This window comes from Rhodococcus sp. IEGM 1318, from assembly GCF_033142465.1.
Classification (GTDB): Bacteria; Actinomycetota; Actinomycetes; order Mycobacteriales; family Mycobacteriaceae; genus Rhodococcus_F; species Rhodococcus_F qingshengii_B.
In genome coordinates, this window is the sequence record NZ_JAWLSC010000001.1 from 415,482 (window position 1) to 429,943 (window position 14,462).

A 14,462-nucleotide genomic window follows, 5' to 3' on the forward strand; every position below is an offset into this window, starting at 1 on the left:
GGATGCCACGCAGCCTTAAGAAGGGCCCGTTCGTCGATGACCACCTCCTCGCGAAGGTGGATGTACAGAACGAAAAGGGAACCAAGCAGGTCATCAAGACCTGGTCCCGTCGTTCGACAATCATCCCGGACTTCATCGGCCACACGTTTGCAGTTCACGACGGCCGCAAGCACGTCCCCGTGTTCGTTTCCGACTCCATGGTCGGACACAAGCTCGGAGAGTTTGCACCGACCCGCACGTTCAAGGGTCACATCAAGGATGATCGGAAGGCGAAGAGGCGATGAGCAACACCGAAACCGCCAACCCGACTGCCAAGGCTGTAGCGAAGCACGTTCGCGTTACGCCGATGAAGGCACGTCGAGTTGTGGACCTGGTCCGCGGGCGCTCGGTTGAAGACGCCCTGAACATCCTGAAGTTCGCGCCGCAGGCAGCGAGCGAGCCGGTCGCCAAGGTGATCGCCTCCGCAGCAGCCAACGCCGAGAACAACCTCGACCTCGACCCCAGCACGCTTGTCGTTGCTACGGCGTTCGTGGACGAGGGCGCGACCCTCAAGCGGTTCCAGCCGCGTGCACAGGGACGTGCGTTCCGTATTCGCAAGCGCACCAGTCACATCACCGTGATCGTGGAGAGCCTGCCGAAGACCGGAACATCGACCCGTAATCGCCGGAAGGGAAGTGCTCAGTAGTGGGCCAGAAAATCAACCCGCACGGCTTCCGTCTCGGCATCACCACCGACTGGAAGTCTCGCTGGTACGCAGACAAGCAGTACGCGGAGTACGTCAAGGAAGACGTCGCGATCCGTAAGCTCCTCGCCACCGGCATGGAGCGCGCAGGAATTGCGAAGGTCGAAATCGAGCGCACCCGTGACCGTGTTCGCGTGGACATCCACACGGCACGCCCGGGCATCGTCATCGGCCGCCGCGGCGCCGAAGCCGATCGCATCCGCTCCGAGCTCGAGAAGATGACCGGCAAGCAGGTTCAGCTGAACATCCTCGAGGTCAAGAACGCAGAAGCTGAAGCACAGCTCGTCGCACAGGGTGTGGCCGAGCAGCTCTCGAACCGCGTTGCCTTCCGTCGTGCAATGCGCAAGGCCATCCAGTCGGCCATGCGTCAGCCCAACGTCAAGGGAATCCGCGTTCAGTGCTCCGGTCGTCTCGGCGGCGCCGAGATGTCCCGGTCGGAGTTCTACCGCGAAGGCCGTGTGCCGCTGCACACGCTTCGTGCGGACATCGACTACGGCCTCTACGAGGCCAAGACCACCTTCGGTCGCATCGGCGTCAAGGTCTGGATCTACAAGGGCGACATCGTCGGTGGCAAGCGTGAGCTCGCCGCCAACACGGCCGCACCGGCCGGGGATCGCCCGCGTCGTGAGCGTCCGAGCCGTCCGCGCCGTTCCGGTGCCACCGGTACCACTGCGACCAGCACCGAGGCCGGCCGCGCAGCGACCGCAACCGCCGATGCTCCCGCAACTGAACAGAATCAGGAGGGCTGACGCATGTTGATCCCACGGCGGGTCAAGCACCGCAAGCAGCACCACCCGAGCCGTTCGGGTGCCGCCAAGGGCGGTACCCAGGTGACCTTCGGTGACTACGGCATCCAGGCTCTCGAGCCTGCCTACATCACCAACCGGCAGATCGAGTCCGCTCGTATCGCCATGACTCGGCACATCAAGCGTGGCGGCAAGATCTGGATCAACATCTTCCCGGATCGCCCCCTCACGAAGAAGCCGGCCGAAACCCGAATGGGTTCCGGTAAGGGTTCGCCCGAGTGGTGGATTGCCAACGTCAAGCCCGGACGCGTTCTGTTCGAGATGACATACCCCAACGAGGAGATTGCTCGTGAGGCCCTGCGCCGCGCGATGCACAAGCTCCCGTGCAAGTGCCGGATCGTGACCAGAGAGGAGCAGTTCTGATGGCTACTGGAACCCCAGCAGCAGAGCTCCGCGAGCTCAGTGAAGACGAGCTGGTCACCCGGCTCCGTGAGTCGAAGGAAGAGCTTTTCAACCTTCGTTTCCAGATGGCCACCGGCCAGATGGACAACAACCGACGACTGCGCACCGTTCGTCACGAGATCGCGCGCATCTACACCGTCCTGCGTGAGCGTGAGCTCGGACTCGCTGTGGGTCCGGATGCAGGTGACGCGGCATGAGTGAGGAAAAAGCAGTGAGCACAGAAGAGCGCGCGAGCCGTAAGGTCCGTGTCGGATACGTCGTGTCCGACAAGATGGAAAAGACGATCGTGGTCGAGCTCGAAGACCGCGTCAAGCACAAGCTCTACGGCAAGATCATCCGCCGTACGACCAAGGTGAAGGCGCACGACGAGAACGGCGTTGCCGGCGTCGGCGACCGCGTTCAGCTGATGGAAACCCGTCCGCTGTCCGCGACGAAGCACTGGCGTCTGGTCGAGGTCCTCGAAAAGGCCAAGTAAGCCTGATCGAATCCTCGAGCTGATCGAGAATCACCAAATGGCCCGCTTCCCCTTGGGGAAGTGGGCCATTCGGCGTTTCTGACTTTCCGAGATTTATCCGGGTGAGGGGTTCGAGTTGCGTCGAGCAGTGCTGATTTGGTAATTGGCGAACCCTTCCCTACAATAGAACGGTTGCCTGTGGCAGAGGTGTGTCTTCACGTGCGCAGCTCGAACGGTGCTTGCAGTGATCGTCTCCCGACGTCAGTCGGTGGGACTGCAGTTCAGACACGACGCAGGTGGCAACAATGACCGCGCGCACCGGGTCGGTAATCCGTTGCGCACGAAATTCCAGGTCTAGGGAGATCAAGTGATTCAGCAGGAGTCGCGAGTTCGCGTCGCTGATAACACGGGTGCCAAGGAAATCCTTTGCATCCGCGTTCTCGGCGGTTCGTCACGTCGCTACGCCGGGATCGGTGACGTCATCGTCGCCACCGTCAAGGACGCAATCCCCGGTGGAAACATCAAGAAGGGTGAGGTCGTCAAGGCCGTCATCGTTCGCACGACCAAGGAGCGCCGTCGTCCGGACGGTTCCTACATCAAGTTCGACGAGAACGCTGCAGTGCTCATCAAGGCTGACAGTGATCCCCGTGGAACCCGCATCTTCGGACCCGTCGGCCGTGAGCTGCGCGAGAAGAAGTTCATGAAGATCGTTTCGCTTGCCCCGGAGGTGCTGTGATGAAGGTGCACAAGGGTGACACCGTTCTGGTCATCGCCGGCAAGGACAAGGGCGCGAAGGGCAAGGTCATTCAGGCCTACCCCGCGACCGACAAGGTCCTCGTCGAAGGCGTGAACCGAATCAAGAAGCACACCGCGGTTTCCGCGAACGAGCGCGGAGCATCCTCCGGCGGCATCGTCACGCAGGAAGCCCCGATCCACGTTTCCAACGTTGCAGTCGTCGACTCGGACGGAAACCCCACTCGCGTGGGCTACCGGACCGACGAAGAGTCCGGCAAGCGCGTTCGGATTTCCCGGAAGAACGGGAAGGACATCTGACATGACCTCCACCGAAAACAAGGTCCAGCCGCGCCTCAAGGCACGCTACCGCGCTGAGATCAAGGACGCGCTCAACAGCGAGTTCGACTACTCGAACGTCATGCAGATCCCCGGCGTCGTCAAGGTTGTCGTCAACATGGGCGTCGGCGACGCTGCCCGTGACGCCAAGCTGATCAACGGCGCTGTCCATGACCTGTCGCTGATCACGGGCCAGAAGCCCGAGATCCGCAAGGCACGTAAGTCCATCGCGCAGTTCAAGCTCCGCGAAGGCATGCCCATCGGCGCACGCGTCACCCTCCGTGGCGACCGCATGTGGGAGTTCCTGGACCGCCTCGTGTCTGTCGCTCTGCCCCGTATCCGCGACTTCCGCGGTCTCTCGGGCAACCAGTTCGACGGCAACGGCAACTACACGTTCGGCCTCAACGAGCAGTCGATGTTCCACGAGATCGACGTGGACAAGATCGATCGCCCCCGCGGTATGGACATCACCGTCGTGACCACCGCAACCAACAACGAAGAAGGCCGTGCACTGCTCAAGCACCTCGGCTTCCCGTTCAAGGAGAACTGAGCGCATGGCTAAGAAGGCATTGGTCAACAAGGCCAACAAGAAGCCCAAGTTCGCGGTTCGCGCCTACACCCGCTGCCAGCGGTGCGGTCGCCCGCACTCGGTGTTCCGCAAGTTCGGCTTGTGCCGTATCTGCGTTCGCGAGATGGCTCACGCCGGCGAGCTTCCCGGAGTTCGCAAGAGCTCTTGGTGATCTGAGGCCCTCGGGCTTCGTCACACCACGCATCTGAATGGGCGTGGGTTCCTTTGGAACCCACGCCCATTCGGCATTTCAACCGAGAGGTGCGCTGAATGTGCATCGTGCTGATCCTGAATAGAACTGTCCTGCTGCAACTCTGGGTCGAAACGATCCATCGGCCGTCGATGTCGATCTTCGGTCCCGAACGAGCAGTTCAGATTTCGGGACGCCTCGATCCCCAGCCCGGCAGTGTCCTCCGGGCGATGGTGAGGTAGGCGACGTGACATCTCGGTGGACACCTGCGCGAAAGTTCCCTACACTAGAGCGGTTGCCGTGGCTGACGCATGCGTTCAGCTCGGTGCGGTAACTTACGCCGTCTGACACAAGTCGGACGGCCCAGCCGAATTGCTGGAGGCCCACGATCGGATTCGTCCGGTGTTGCATGGGAACCACAGCGAGAAAGGTGTCGAGGTCGACCTATGACCATGACTGACCCCATCGCAGACTTCTTGACGCGTCTGCGCAACGCCAACACGGCGTACCACGATGAGGTGAAGCTTCCCCACTCGAAGATCAAGGCGAACATCGCCGAGATCCTCAAGCGTGAGGGCTACATCTCCGATTTCCGTACCGAAGACGCTGAGGTCGGCAAGACCCTCATCGTCGACCTGAAGTACGGACCCAGCCGCGAGCGTAGCCTCGCCGGCGTGCGTCGCGTTTCCAAGCCCGGTCTCCGGGTTTACGCGAAGTCCACCAACCTGCCCAAGGTCCTCGGAGGCCTCGGCGTGGCCATCATCTCCACGTCGTCCGGTCTGCTCACCGATCGCCAGGCGGCCAATCAAGGAGTAGGCGGGGAAGTCCTCGCCTACGTCTGGTAAGGGAGGCCACCACAATGTCGCGTATTGGAAAGATTCCGGTCACCGTCCCCGCGGGCGTTGACGTCACGATCAGCGGCCAGGATGTCACCGTCAAGGGTCCCAAGGGCACCCTCGCGTTGACCATCTCCGAGCCCATCGCAATCGAAAAGGCAGAGGACGGCTCGCTGAGCGTCACGCGCCCCGACGACGAGCGTCGTAGCCGCGCGCTGCACGGTCTGTCGCGGACCCTCGTTGCGAACATCATCACCGGTGTTACCGAGGGTTACACGAAGAAGATGGAGATCCACGGTGTTGGTTACCGTGTGGCACTGAAGGGCAAGGACCTCGAGTTCGCGCTCGGCTTCAGCCACCCGGTGCCGATCGAGGCTCCCGAAGGCATCACCTTCGTCGTCGAGTCGCCCACCCGGTTCTCGGTGTCCGGCATCGACAAGCAGAAGGTCGGGCAGATCTCGGCCAACATCCGTCGTCTCCGTCGTCCGGACCCGTACAAGGGTAAGGGCGTGCGTTACGAGGGTGAGCAGATCCGCCGCAAGGTCGGAAAGACGGGTAAGTGATATGAGCCAGACTGCAAACCAGAAAGCCAAGCGGGTTCCGCTGGGCAAGGATGCGTCCACCAAGCGTCGTCTGTCGAAGACGCGTCGTCACTTCCGTCTCCGCAAGAAGGTCTCCGGCACGCCCGAGCGTCCCCGCTTGGTCGTCAACCGGTCCTCGCGTCACATCCACGTCCAGCTCGTGGACGACCTGGCTGGCCACACGCTGGCCTCCGCGTCGACCATCGAAGCCGACGTGCGCGTGGCAGAAGGCGACAAGAAGGCTGCGAGCGCGAAGGTCGGTCAGCTGATCGCCGAGCGCGCCAAGGCTGCCGGCGTGGAAGCAGTTGTCTTCGACCACGGCGGACACGGCTACCACGGTCGCATCGCGGCCTTGGCAGACGCGGCTCGCGAAGGCGGGTTGAAGTTCTGATGACCAACATTTTCAACGGAAGGACAGCCTGATGCCGGGACGTCAAAGGCGTGACGGCGGAAGCGGACCCGCCGGACAGAATGGCCCCAACAGCGGTGACAACAGCAACGCTCGTGGGGACAACCGTGGTGGCGGCCGTGACCGTCGCGACGGTGGCCGTGGCGGAAACGCTGCGGAGAAGTCACAGTTCATCGAGCGCGTTGTCACGATCAACCGCGTTTCCAAGGTCGTCAAGGGTGGTCGTCGCTTCAGCTTCACCGCTCTGGTGATCGTCGGAGACGGCAACGGACTGGTCGGCGTCGGCTACGGAAAGGCCAAGGAAGTTCCCGCGGCCATCCAGAAGGGTGTCGAGGAGGCTCGCAAGAGCTTCTTCCGCGTCCCGATGATCGCCAACACCATCACTCACCCCGTTCAGGGTGAGGCTGCTGCCGGCATCGTCATGCTTCGCCCGGCAAGCCCCGGTACCGGTGTTATCGCCGGTGGCGCTGTGCGCGCCGTGCTGGAGTGCGCTGGAATCGCGGACATCCTGTCGAAGTCGCTCGGTAGCGACAACGCCATCAACGTCGTGCACGCGACCGTTGCTGCGCTCAAGGGTCTGCAGCGTCCCGAGGAAGTTGCGGCTCGCCGCGGCCTCACCCTCGAAGAGGTTGCACCCGCCGGCATGCTTCGCGCTCGCGCACATGCTGCTGGGAGTGTGAAGTAATGGCAGATCTCAAGGTCACTCAGATCAAGAGCATCATCGGGACCAAGCAGAACCAGAAGGATTCTCTGCGCACGCTCGGTCTCAAGGGCATCCGTCAGACCGTTGTTCGTGAGGACAACGCACAGAACCGCGGTCTGATCAACGTGGTGCGCCACCTCGTAACAGTTGAGGAGGTCTAACCATGACCATCAAACTGCACCACCTGCGCCCCGCTCCCGGATCCAAGTCCAACAAGATTCGTGTTGGACGCGGTGAGGGCGGCAAGCGTGGTAAGACCGCAGGACGCGGTACCAAGGGCACCAAGGCACGTAACACCGTGCGCGTGGGCTTCGAGGGTGGACAGATGCCGCTTCACATGCGTCTGCCCAAGCTCAAGGGCTTCAAGAACCCCTTCCGCACCGAGTACCAGGTCGTCAATGTCGGCGACATCGCCCGTCTGTTCCCCGAAGGTGGAGCAATCACGGTCGAGGATCTCGTTGCCAAGGGCGCAGTCCGCAAGAACCAGCTCGTCAAGGTTCTGGGCGACGGCGAACTGACTGTTGCCGTTCAGGTGACCGTCGACAAGTTCACCGGTTCCGCCAAGGAAAAGATTGCTGCTGCCGGTGGTTCCGCTACCGAGCTGTGAGTGATCACGCTTAGCTAGTCCGATGGCCGCAGCGCAGCGTTTGCTGCGTTGCGGCCATCGGCGTCTACGAGGTCGTGTCACAGATTGGTCGTGCTTGCTCGGACGGGTCAGTATTCTGGTCACCGAGTGGCAAATGTATCTTCGGCTTACCCGGTTTTCGTGGTCTGCCCGCTTAGTTCCCAAATGCTCACTGTTAGAGTTCAAAAGTTCGACAGGTCAAAACGATCTGTCTCCCTACCGTCGTGCCAGGAGGATCTTTGCTTTCCGCCTTCGTCTCGGCCCTCAGGACCCCAGACCTGAGGCGGAAGATCCTCTTCACCCTCGGCTTGGTGGCTCTGTATCGGGTCGGCGCTCTCATTCCGTCCCCAGGTGTCGACTACGGCCGTGTGCGTCAGTGCATCGATATCGCCAACTCTGGTGACTCAGCAGGTATCTACTCGCTGATCAACCTGTTCTCCGGCGGCGCTCTGCTTCAGATGTCGATCTTTGCGATCGGCATCATGCCGTACATCACGGCGAGCATCATCGTGCAGCTGCTGACAGTGGTGATCCCGAAGTTCGAGGAACTTCGAAAAGAAGGCCAGTCCGGTCAGGCCAAGATGACGCAGTACACGCGTTACCTGTCCATCGCTCTGGCCATCTTGCAGTCGACTGGCATCGTCGCCCTCGCGGCACGTGGACAGTTGCTCCAGGGCTGTGACGACATCATCGCCGACAAGTCGATCTTCGGTCTTGTCATCATCGTGCTGGTCATGACTGCCGGTGCGGCCATGGTCATGTGGTTCGGTGAGGTCATCACCGAACGCGGCGTCGGCAACGGTATGTCGCTCCTCATCTTCGCCGGTATCGCATCGCGTATCCCGAGCGAGGGCAAGTCGATTCTCGACAGCCGCGGTCCACTGGTCTTCGCTTTCGTCTGCCTCGCAGCGCTGTTGATCATCGCCGGTGTCGTCTTCGTCGAGCAGGGTCAGCGCCGCATTCCGGTGCAGTACGCAAAGCGGATGGTCGGACGCAAGATGTACGGCGGATCCTCGACGTATCTGCCACTGAAGGTCAACCAGGCCGGCGTCATCCCCGTGATCTTCGCGTCTTCACTGCTGTACCTCCCGAACTTGATCGCACAGCTGACTTCGGCCAGCACGGCGGTCGACCCCAGCTGGTGGCAGCGCCTGATCAACACCTACTTGGTGAACCCGGCCAACCCGGTGTACATCGCGATCTACTTCGGCCTGATCGTCTTCTTCACGTACTTCTACGTCGCCATCACCTTCAATCCCGAAGAGCGCGCCGACGAGATGAAGAAGTTCGGCGGCTTCATCCCCGGTATCCGACCCGGTCAGCCGACCGCGGACTACCTCAACTACGTGCTGAGTCGCATCACCCTTCCGGGTGCGATTTACCTCGGCACCATTGCTGTTCTGCCCAACCTGTTCCTCGACATCGGGAATGGCGGCGGCGCGCAGAACCTGCCGTTCGGTGGCACCGCGGTGCTGATCATGGTCAGCGTCGGCCTGGACACCGTGAAGCAGATCGAGAGTCAGCTAATGCAGCGTAACTATGAAGGGTTCCTCAAGTGAGACTTGTCCTCCTTGGTCCTCCCGGTGCCGGCAAGGGCACCCAGGCCGCTATCTTGTCCGAGAAGTTCGGCGTTCCCCATATCTCCACGGGTGATCTCTTCCGCGCGAACATCGGTCAGGCCACCGCTCTCGGTGTGGAAGCAAAGAAGTACATCGACGCCGGTGAACTCGTGCCGAGCTCGATCACCAATGACATGGTGAAGGCTCGCGTCGCAGAACCGGACGCCGCAAACGGATTCCTTCTCGACGGATTCCCGCGCTCGGTCGAACAGGCTCAGGCACTCGAAGGAATCCTCAAGGACCTCGACACCAAGCTCGACGGTGTCCTCTCCTTCGTCGTCGACGAGGACATCGTGGTCGAGCGCATGCTCGCCCGCGGTCGTGCAGACGACACCGAGGACGTCATCCGCAACCGCCTCCGGGTCTACCGCGACGAGACGTCACCGCTGTTCGACTACTACAAGGACAGCATCGTCTCCGTCGACGCGATCGGCGAGGTCGAAGAGGTCAACGCACGCGCACTGGCAGCGTTGGGTAAGTAATGGTCTTCGGGCGTAAGCGCAAGGTTGTTCCGTTCCGCTCCGCGGGCGAACTCGACGCGATGGCTGCTGCCGGCGCGATCGTGGGTTCGGCATTGGTGGCGGTGCGCGCTGCGGCGAAGCCCGGTGTCAGCACTTTGGAACTGAACGCGGTCGCAGAATCCGTCATTCGTGACGCCGGCGCCGTGCCCTCGTTCCTCGGGTACCACGGCTTCACCGGTTCGATCTGCTCCTCGGTCAACGATCGCGTCGTTCACGGGATCCCTTCGGCTCAGGACATCCTGGCCGAAGGTGACCTCGTTTCGATCGACTGCGGTGCGATCCTCGACGGTTGGCACGGTGACTCTGCGTGGACGTTCGGTGTCGGCGAGATCAGCCTCGCCGATCAGGAACTGAGCGAGGCAACTCGGCTTTCGATGGAAGCCGGGATCGCGGCGATGATCGCAGGCAACCGTCTGACGGACGTTTCGCACGCGATCGAGGTCGGCACCCATGCCGCCGAGAAGTTGCACGGTCGTTCCTACGGCATCGTCGACGGATACGGCGGACACGGAATCGGTCGGGAAATGCACATGGATCCGTTCCTCGCCAATGAAGGTGCCCCGGGTAAGGGACCTGAATTGGTTGTTGGATCGTGCCTGGCGATCGAGCCGATGCTCACGCTCGGCACCACCGACACGGTGATTCTCGACGACGACTGGACTGTTGTGACCACTGACGGTTCCCGCGCAGCGCACTGGGAACACACCGTCGCTGTGACCGAAGACGGGCCGCGGATTCTTACCCTCCGGCCGGAGTAGTCGACACAGTTGCTGACAAGTGTTGGCAGCGAGCATGTTTCACGTTCGAAAAGTCCCAGCCTCATGTCGAGGCTGGGACTTTTTCGTTGGGGGAGCGGTATGTGTCGTGACCCTGACCGGAGCCGCATTTGGCCTGGTCGTTTACATCGCGTAACATGGCTAGGCGGTGCGCTATGCGCGTCGATAGTTCGTCTGCCTACGCCCGGATCGCTCCGGGATCGGGCCCGCGAAGTGCCGACGATCTTTCCATTGCGTGCCAATGTAACGGAAGCCGATGCACGAAGCATGCCAAACCAAACGGATCGCGGAGGATATGGCTAAGAAAGACGGGGCCATCGAGGTCGAAGGACGAGTAGTCGAGCCGCTGCCCAATGCGATGTTCCGCATTGAGCTCGAGAACGGCCACAAGGTCCTCGCTCACATCAGCGGAAAGATGCGTCAGCACTACATTCGCATCCTCCCGGAAGATCGCGTTGTCGTAGAGCTCTCGCCCTACGATTTGTCGCGCGGACGCATCGTTTACCGCTACAAGTAACGAACTTCCCGGACCTGACCTGGGTCAGGGAGAAGTATGTCTGCTGCGGTTCATCGCGGCAGGCTGCGACAAAACAGGAGATCAGAAGACGTGAAGGTTCAGCCGAGCGTCAAGAAGATCTGCGAGAAGTGCAAAGTGATTCGCCGTAACGGTCGAGTCATGGTGATCTGCGAGAACCTGCGTCACAAGCAGCGTCAGGGCTAGATCTAGCTTTTCGAAGATCTGCTTGGCAACAAGCAAAGAAGACCTCCCAGTACCAGCCATTGTTGACGAGACCCCACGCGATCGTTCACCGATCGCCAAGGTCGGACAATGGTTCACCCCCGGCACGGAGGCCGGGGCCCCACTGAGTTAGTTGATGAGATCATCTGCGCCTTCGGGCGTCGGTACTCGGCAAGAGGCACAGGGGAAGGGCTGGGAGCAGACCTCCGCACACCGATAAGGAAATGCCACCATGGCACGTCTCTCTGGTGTTGATCTTCCTCGCGAAAAGCGCATGGAGATCGCACTGACATACATCTACGGCATCGGCCGTACCCGCTCCAAGGAAATCCTTGACGCCACCGGCGTCAGCCCGGATCTCCGGAGCAAGGACCTCTCGGACGAGGACCTGGCAAAGCTCCGCGAGTACATCGAGGAGTCGCTCAAGGTCGAGGGTGACCTTCGCCGCGAGGTTCAGGCCGACATCCGTCGCAAGATCGAGATCGGCTGCTACCAGGGCCTGCGCCACCGTCGTGGTCTGCCCGTGCGTGGTCAGCGCACCAAGACCAACGCCCGTACCCGTAAGGGTCCGAAGCGCACCATTGCCGGCAAGAAGAAGGCGAAGTAATGCCCCCGAAGTCACGTAGCACCGGTCCGAAGAAGACCCAGAAGACGCGTCGCAGGGATAAGAAGAACATCCCGCACGGCGCCGCTCACATCAAGAGCACCTTCAACAACACCATCGTGTCCATCACCGACCCCGCCGGAAATGTCATTTCCTGGGCGTCTTCGGGACACGTCGGCTTCAAGGGTTCGCGTAAGTCGACTCCCTTCGCCGCTCAGCTTGCTGCTGAGAGCGCTGCCCGCAAGGCGCAGGAGCACGGTGTCAAGAAGGTTGACGTCTTCGTCAAGGGACCGGGATCCGGTCGCGAGACCGCAATCCGTTCCCTCCAGGCTGCTGGCCTCGAGGTCGGCACCATTTCCGATGTAACCCCCCAGCCGCACAACGGCTGCCGTCCGCCCAAGCGGCGTCGGGTATAGCGGGAAGGATAGGTAGAAGAAAATGGCACGTTATACCGGACCCATCACCCGCAAGTCGCGTCGTCTGCGCGTCGACCTCGTTGGAGGCGACCAGGCATTCGAGCGTCGCCCGTACCCGCCCGGACAGCACGGCCGCGCGCGTATCAAGGAGAGCGAGTACCTGCTCCAGCTGCAGGAGAAGCAGAAGGCTCGCTTCACCTACGGCGTCATGGAGAAGCAGTTCCGCCTGTACTACAAGGAGGCGAACAACCGCCCCGGCAAGACCGGTGAGAACCTGCTTCGCATCCTCGAGTCGCGTCTCGACAATGTCGTGTACCGCGCAGGCCTCGCTCGCACGCGCCGTCAGGCACGTCAGCTGGTCACGCACGGTCACCTTCTCGTGAACAACAAGAAGGTCGACATCCCGAGCTACCGCGTCTCGCAGTACGACATCATCGATGTCAAGGAGAAGTCGCTCTCCACGCTTCCGTTCCAGGTTGCGCGTGAGACCGTCGGCGATCGCCCGGTTCCCGGGTGGCTGCAGGTTGTCGGCTCGCGTCTGCGGATCCTGGTTCACCAGCTTCCCGAGCGCGCGCAGATCGACATCGCTCTGCAGGAACAGCTCATCGTCGAGTACTACTCGAAGTAAGGTGCTCCGCACCCCGTGAGTGGTTGAGGAGTCTCCGGACTCCTCAACCACTCACGGGGCCGCAGGCCCTTTCCCATCGTGGGCGTCAAATAGTGGACGTCCGTACAGGAGGAAATACCAATGCTCATTTCTCAGCGACCCACGCTGACCGAAGAGGTCATCGCTGATAACCGCTCGAAGTTCGTCATCGAGCCCCTGGAGCCAGGTTTCGGGTACACGCTCGGCAATTCGCTGCGCCGCACGCTGCTCTCGTCGATCCCCGGCGCTGCTGTCACCAGCATCCGTATCGACGGCGTTCTCCACGAGTTCACCACCGTCCCGGGCGTGAAGGAAGATGTCACCGACATCATCCTGAACCTCAAGGGCCTCGTCGTGAACTCCGAAGAGGACGAGCCGGTCACCATGTACGTCCGCAAGCAGGGCCCCGGCGCTGTTACCGCAGGCGACATCGTGCCCCCGGCAGGCGTCACCGTGAACAACCCTGATCTGCACATCGCCACCCTGAACGACAAGGGAAAGCTGGAGATCGAGCTCGTTGTCGAGCGCGGTCGCGGCTATGTCCCCGCCGTCCAGAACAAGGCGTCCGGCGCAGAGATCGGCCGTATCCCGGTCGACTCGATCTACTCGCCGGTGCTCAAGGTCACCTACAAGGTGGAGGCCACTCGCGTCGAACAGCGCACCGACTTCGATCGGCTCGTTCTCGACGTGGAAACGAAGAACTCCATCACCGCACGGGACGCGCTCGCTTCTGCGGGCAAGACCCTGGTTGAGCTCTTCGGCCTGGCCCGTGAGCTGAACGTCGAAGCAGAAGGAATCGAGATCGGACCCTCGCCCGCCGAGGCCGATCACATCGCTTCCTTCGGACTCCCCATCGAGGATCTGGACCTCACGGTCCGCTCCTACAACTGCCTCAAGCGCGAAGGTGTTCACACCGTCGGTGAGCTTGTCGGCCGTACCGAGTCCGATCTGCTCGACATCCGCAACTTCGGACAGAAGTCCATCGACGAGGTCAAGGTCAAGCTGCATTCGCTCGGCCTGTCCCTCAAGGACAGCCCCGCATCCTTCGATCCCACCACCGTTGCCGGCTATGACGCCGCCACCGGAACGTGGAGTGACACTGATGCCGGTTCCTTCGGCGATGCCGAGGGTACCGAGGACTACGCCGAGACCGAACAGCTGTAGCAGCTCAGGTCCTTTACTAGGAGATCATCATGCCCAAGCCCAAGAAGGGTGCCCGCTTCGGCGGGTCGGCTTCCCACCAGAAGGCGATTTTCGCCAATCTGGCTACCGCGCTCTTCGAGCACGGTCGTATCACCACCACCGAGTCCAAGGCCAAGGCACTGCGCCCCTACGCCGAGAAGCTCGTCACGCACGCAAAGGCCGGCACGCTGGCTCACCGTCGTGAGGTGCTGAAGGTCATCCGTAACAAGGATGTCGTTCACACCCTGTTCGCCGAGATCGGCCCGTTTTACGCGGACCGTAATGGTGGATACACCCGCATCATCAAGACGATCCCCCGCAAGGGTGATAACGCTCCGATGGCAATCATCGAGCTCGTCAAGGAAAAGACCGTCACCTCCGAGGCTGATCGTGCTCGTCGCGTCAAGTCCTCGCAGGAAGCTCCCGCCGCAGAGAACGTCGTCGAGGCCGTAGAGGCCGACGCGACCGACGCTGAGGTCGAGAACGCTGACGCAGTCGTCGAGGCCATCGAGGACGAGACCGCAACTGCGGCCGACGCTCCCGAGGCCGAAGAGGCCAAGAAGGACTAGTCT

26 protein-coding genes are annotated in these 14,462 nt (G+C 61.6%); all 26 read left to right on the top strand.

Features of this window, described 5'->3' with window-relative positions; translation table 11 throughout:
- The first annotated feature begins 2 nt into the window (after positions 1 to 2).
- The 26 genes from rpsS (at position 3) to rplQ (ending at position 14,459) form a co-directional block, all read left to right on the top strand.
- Positions 3 to 284 (top strand): 30S ribosomal protein S19, encoded by a 282-nt coding sequence (gene rpsS, locus R4P65_RS01830; RefSeq protein WP_003940820.1) that lies wholly within the window; start codon positions 3 to 5, stop codon positions 282 to 284.
- Positions 281 to 685 carry a 50S ribosomal protein L22 gene (gene rplV / locus R4P65_RS01835; protein ID WP_003940717.1) on the top strand — a complete coding sequence of 135 codons (405 nt, stop codon included), beginning with the start codon at positions 281 to 283 and terminating at the stop codon, positions 683 to 685. Before rpsS ends, rplV begins: the two co-directional genes overlap by 4 nt.
- Positions 685 to 1,491 carry a 30S ribosomal protein S3 gene (gene rpsC / locus R4P65_RS01840; RefSeq protein WP_230812248.1) on the top strand — a complete coding sequence of 269 codons (807 nt, stop codon included), beginning with the start codon at positions 685 to 687 and terminating at the stop codon, positions 1,489 to 1,491. Before rplV ends, rpsC begins: the two co-directional genes overlap by 1 nt.
- A gap of 3 nt (positions 1,492 to 1,494) precedes the next feature.
- Positions 1,495 to 1,911 carry a 50S ribosomal protein L16 gene (rplP, locus tag R4P65_RS01845; protein WP_003940899.1) on the top strand — a complete coding sequence of 139 codons (417 nt, stop codon included), beginning with the start codon at positions 1,495 to 1,497 and terminating at the stop codon, positions 1,909 to 1,911.
- Positions 1,911 to 2,147, top strand: coding sequence for a 50S ribosomal protein L29 (gene rpmC / locus R4P65_RS01850; protein WP_003940734.1), 237 nt, complete (start codon positions 1,911 to 1,913; stop codon positions 2,145 to 2,147). Before rplP ends, rpmC begins: the two co-directional genes overlap by 1 nt.
- The gene (gene rpsQ, locus R4P65_RS01855) at positions 2,144 to 2,425 is read left to right on the top strand and encodes a 30S ribosomal protein S17 (protein WP_003941020.1); all 282 of its coding nucleotides are present in this window, start codon (positions 2,144 to 2,146) and stop codon (positions 2,423 to 2,425) included. The genes rpmC and rpsQ overlap by 4 nt, the downstream gene beginning before the upstream one ends.
- A gap of 346 nt (positions 2,426 to 2,771) precedes the next feature.
- On the top strand, positions 2,772 to 3,140 hold the full coding sequence (gene rplN / locus R4P65_RS01860) for a 50S ribosomal protein L14 (RefSeq protein ID WP_003940951.1): 369 nt from the start codon (positions 2,772 to 2,774) through the stop codon (positions 3,138 to 3,140).
- The gene (gene rplX, locus R4P65_RS01865) at positions 3,140 to 3,457 is read left to right on the top strand and encodes a 50S ribosomal protein L24 (RefSeq protein WP_003941019.1); all 318 of its coding nucleotides are present in this window, start codon (positions 3,140 to 3,142) and stop codon (positions 3,455 to 3,457) included. The genes rplN and rplX overlap by 1 nt, the downstream gene beginning before the upstream one ends.
- A 1-nt stretch (position 3,458) precedes the next feature.
- Positions 3,459 to 4,025 carry a 50S ribosomal protein L5 gene (gene rplE, locus R4P65_RS01870; RefSeq protein WP_003940924.1) on the top strand — a complete coding sequence of 189 codons (567 nt, stop codon included), beginning with the start codon at positions 3,459 to 3,461 and terminating at the stop codon, positions 4,023 to 4,025.
- A 4-nt stretch (positions 4,026 to 4,029) separates the two neighbouring features.
- Positions 4,030 to 4,215 (top strand): type Z 30S ribosomal protein S14, encoded by a 186-nt coding sequence (locus R4P65_RS01875; protein ID WP_003940698.1) that lies wholly within the window; start codon positions 4,030 to 4,032, stop codon positions 4,213 to 4,215.
- Between the two features lie 464 nt (positions 4,216 to 4,679).
- Positions 4,680 to 5,078 carry a 30S ribosomal protein S8 gene (gene rpsH, locus R4P65_RS01880; RefSeq protein ID WP_003940873.1) on the top strand — a complete coding sequence of 133 codons (399 nt, stop codon included), beginning with the start codon at positions 4,680 to 4,682 and terminating at the stop codon, positions 5,076 to 5,078.
- Between the two features lie 14 nt (positions 5,079 to 5,092).
- Positions 5,093 to 5,632 carry a 50S ribosomal protein L6 gene (gene rplF / locus R4P65_RS01885; protein WP_003940970.1) on the top strand — a complete coding sequence of 180 codons (540 nt, stop codon included), beginning with the start codon at positions 5,093 to 5,095 and terminating at the stop codon, positions 5,630 to 5,632.
- A 1-nt stretch (position 5,633) separates the two neighbouring features.
- On the top strand, positions 5,634 to 6,041 hold the full coding sequence (gene rplR / locus R4P65_RS01890) for a 50S ribosomal protein L18 (protein ID WP_230812249.1): 408 nt from the start codon (positions 5,634 to 5,636) through the stop codon (positions 6,039 to 6,041).
- Between the two features lie 31 nt (positions 6,042 to 6,072).
- Positions 6,073 to 6,744, top strand: a complete 672-nt coding sequence (rpsE, locus tag R4P65_RS01895; protein ID WP_230812250.1) for a 30S ribosomal protein S5 — start codon at positions 6,073 to 6,075, stop codon at positions 6,742 to 6,744.
- Positions 6,744 to 6,923, top strand: coding sequence for a 50S ribosomal protein L30 (rpmD, locus tag R4P65_RS01900; protein ID WP_003940751.1), 180 nt, complete (start codon positions 6,744 to 6,746; stop codon positions 6,921 to 6,923). Before rpsE ends, rpmD begins: the two co-directional genes overlap by 1 nt.
- A gap of 2 nt (positions 6,924 to 6,925) precedes the next feature.
- Positions 6,926 to 7,369, top strand: coding sequence for a 50S ribosomal protein L15 (gene rplO, locus R4P65_RS01905; protein WP_138869531.1), 444 nt, complete (start codon positions 6,926 to 6,928; stop codon positions 7,367 to 7,369).
- Between the two features lie 257 nt (positions 7,370 to 7,626).
- Entirely contained in the window at positions 7,627 to 8,946 is a 1,320-nt protein-coding gene (gene secY / locus R4P65_RS01910; protein WP_230812251.1) for a preprotein translocase subunit SecY, read from the top strand.
- Positions 8,943 to 9,488 carry an adenylate kinase gene (locus R4P65_RS01915; protein WP_003940868.1) on the top strand — a complete coding sequence of 182 codons (546 nt, stop codon included), beginning with the start codon at positions 8,943 to 8,945 and terminating at the stop codon, positions 9,486 to 9,488. The genes secY and R4P65_RS01915 overlap by 4 nt, the downstream gene beginning before the upstream one ends.
- Complete coding sequence (gene map, locus R4P65_RS01920; protein WP_317825242.1) at positions 9,488 to 10,285, top strand: type I methionyl aminopeptidase; 798 nt, start codon at positions 9,488 to 9,490, stop codon at positions 10,283 to 10,285. The genes R4P65_RS01915 and map overlap by 1 nt, the downstream gene beginning before the upstream one ends.
- Positions 10,286 to 10,598: 313 nt before the next feature.
- On the top strand, positions 10,599 to 10,820 hold the full coding sequence (gene infA, locus R4P65_RS01925; RefSeq protein ID WP_003418601.1) for a translation initiation factor IF-1: 222 nt from the start codon (positions 10,599 to 10,601) through the stop codon (positions 10,818 to 10,820).
- A 90-nt stretch (positions 10,821 to 10,910) separates the two neighbouring features.
- Positions 10,911 to 11,024 carry a 50S ribosomal protein L36 gene (rpmJ, locus tag R4P65_RS01930; RefSeq protein ID WP_003938068.1) on the top strand — a complete coding sequence of 38 codons (114 nt, stop codon included), beginning with the start codon at positions 10,911 to 10,913 and terminating at the stop codon, positions 11,022 to 11,024.
- A 250-nt stretch (positions 11,025 to 11,274) separates the two neighbouring features.
- Positions 11,275 to 11,649 carry a 30S ribosomal protein S13 gene (gene rpsM / locus R4P65_RS01935; protein WP_003940834.1) on the top strand — a complete coding sequence of 125 codons (375 nt, stop codon included), beginning with the start codon at positions 11,275 to 11,277 and terminating at the stop codon, positions 11,647 to 11,649.
- Positions 11,649 to 12,062, top strand: a complete 414-nt coding sequence (rpsK, locus tag R4P65_RS01940) for a 30S ribosomal protein S11 (RefSeq protein ID WP_003940683.1) — start codon at positions 11,649 to 11,651, stop codon at positions 12,060 to 12,062. The genes rpsM and rpsK overlap by 1 nt, the downstream gene beginning before the upstream one ends.
- A gap of 22 nt (positions 12,063 to 12,084) precedes the next feature.
- Positions 12,085 to 12,690, top strand: a complete 606-nt coding sequence (gene rpsD, locus R4P65_RS01945; protein ID WP_003940769.1) for a 30S ribosomal protein S4 — start codon at positions 12,085 to 12,087, stop codon at positions 12,688 to 12,690.
- 120 nt (positions 12,691 to 12,810) lie between these two features.
- Complete coding sequence (locus tag R4P65_RS01950) at positions 12,811 to 13,872, top strand: DNA-directed RNA polymerase subunit alpha (protein ID WP_003941016.1); 1,062 nt, start codon at positions 12,811 to 12,813, stop codon at positions 13,870 to 13,872.
- A 29-nt stretch (positions 13,873 to 13,901) separates the two neighbouring features.
- Positions 13,902 to 14,459 (top strand): 50S ribosomal protein L17, encoded by a 558-nt coding sequence (gene rplQ / locus R4P65_RS01955; protein WP_007728580.1) that lies wholly within the window; start codon positions 13,902 to 13,904, stop codon positions 14,457 to 14,459.
- Positions 14,460 to 14,462 lie beyond the last annotated feature (3 nt).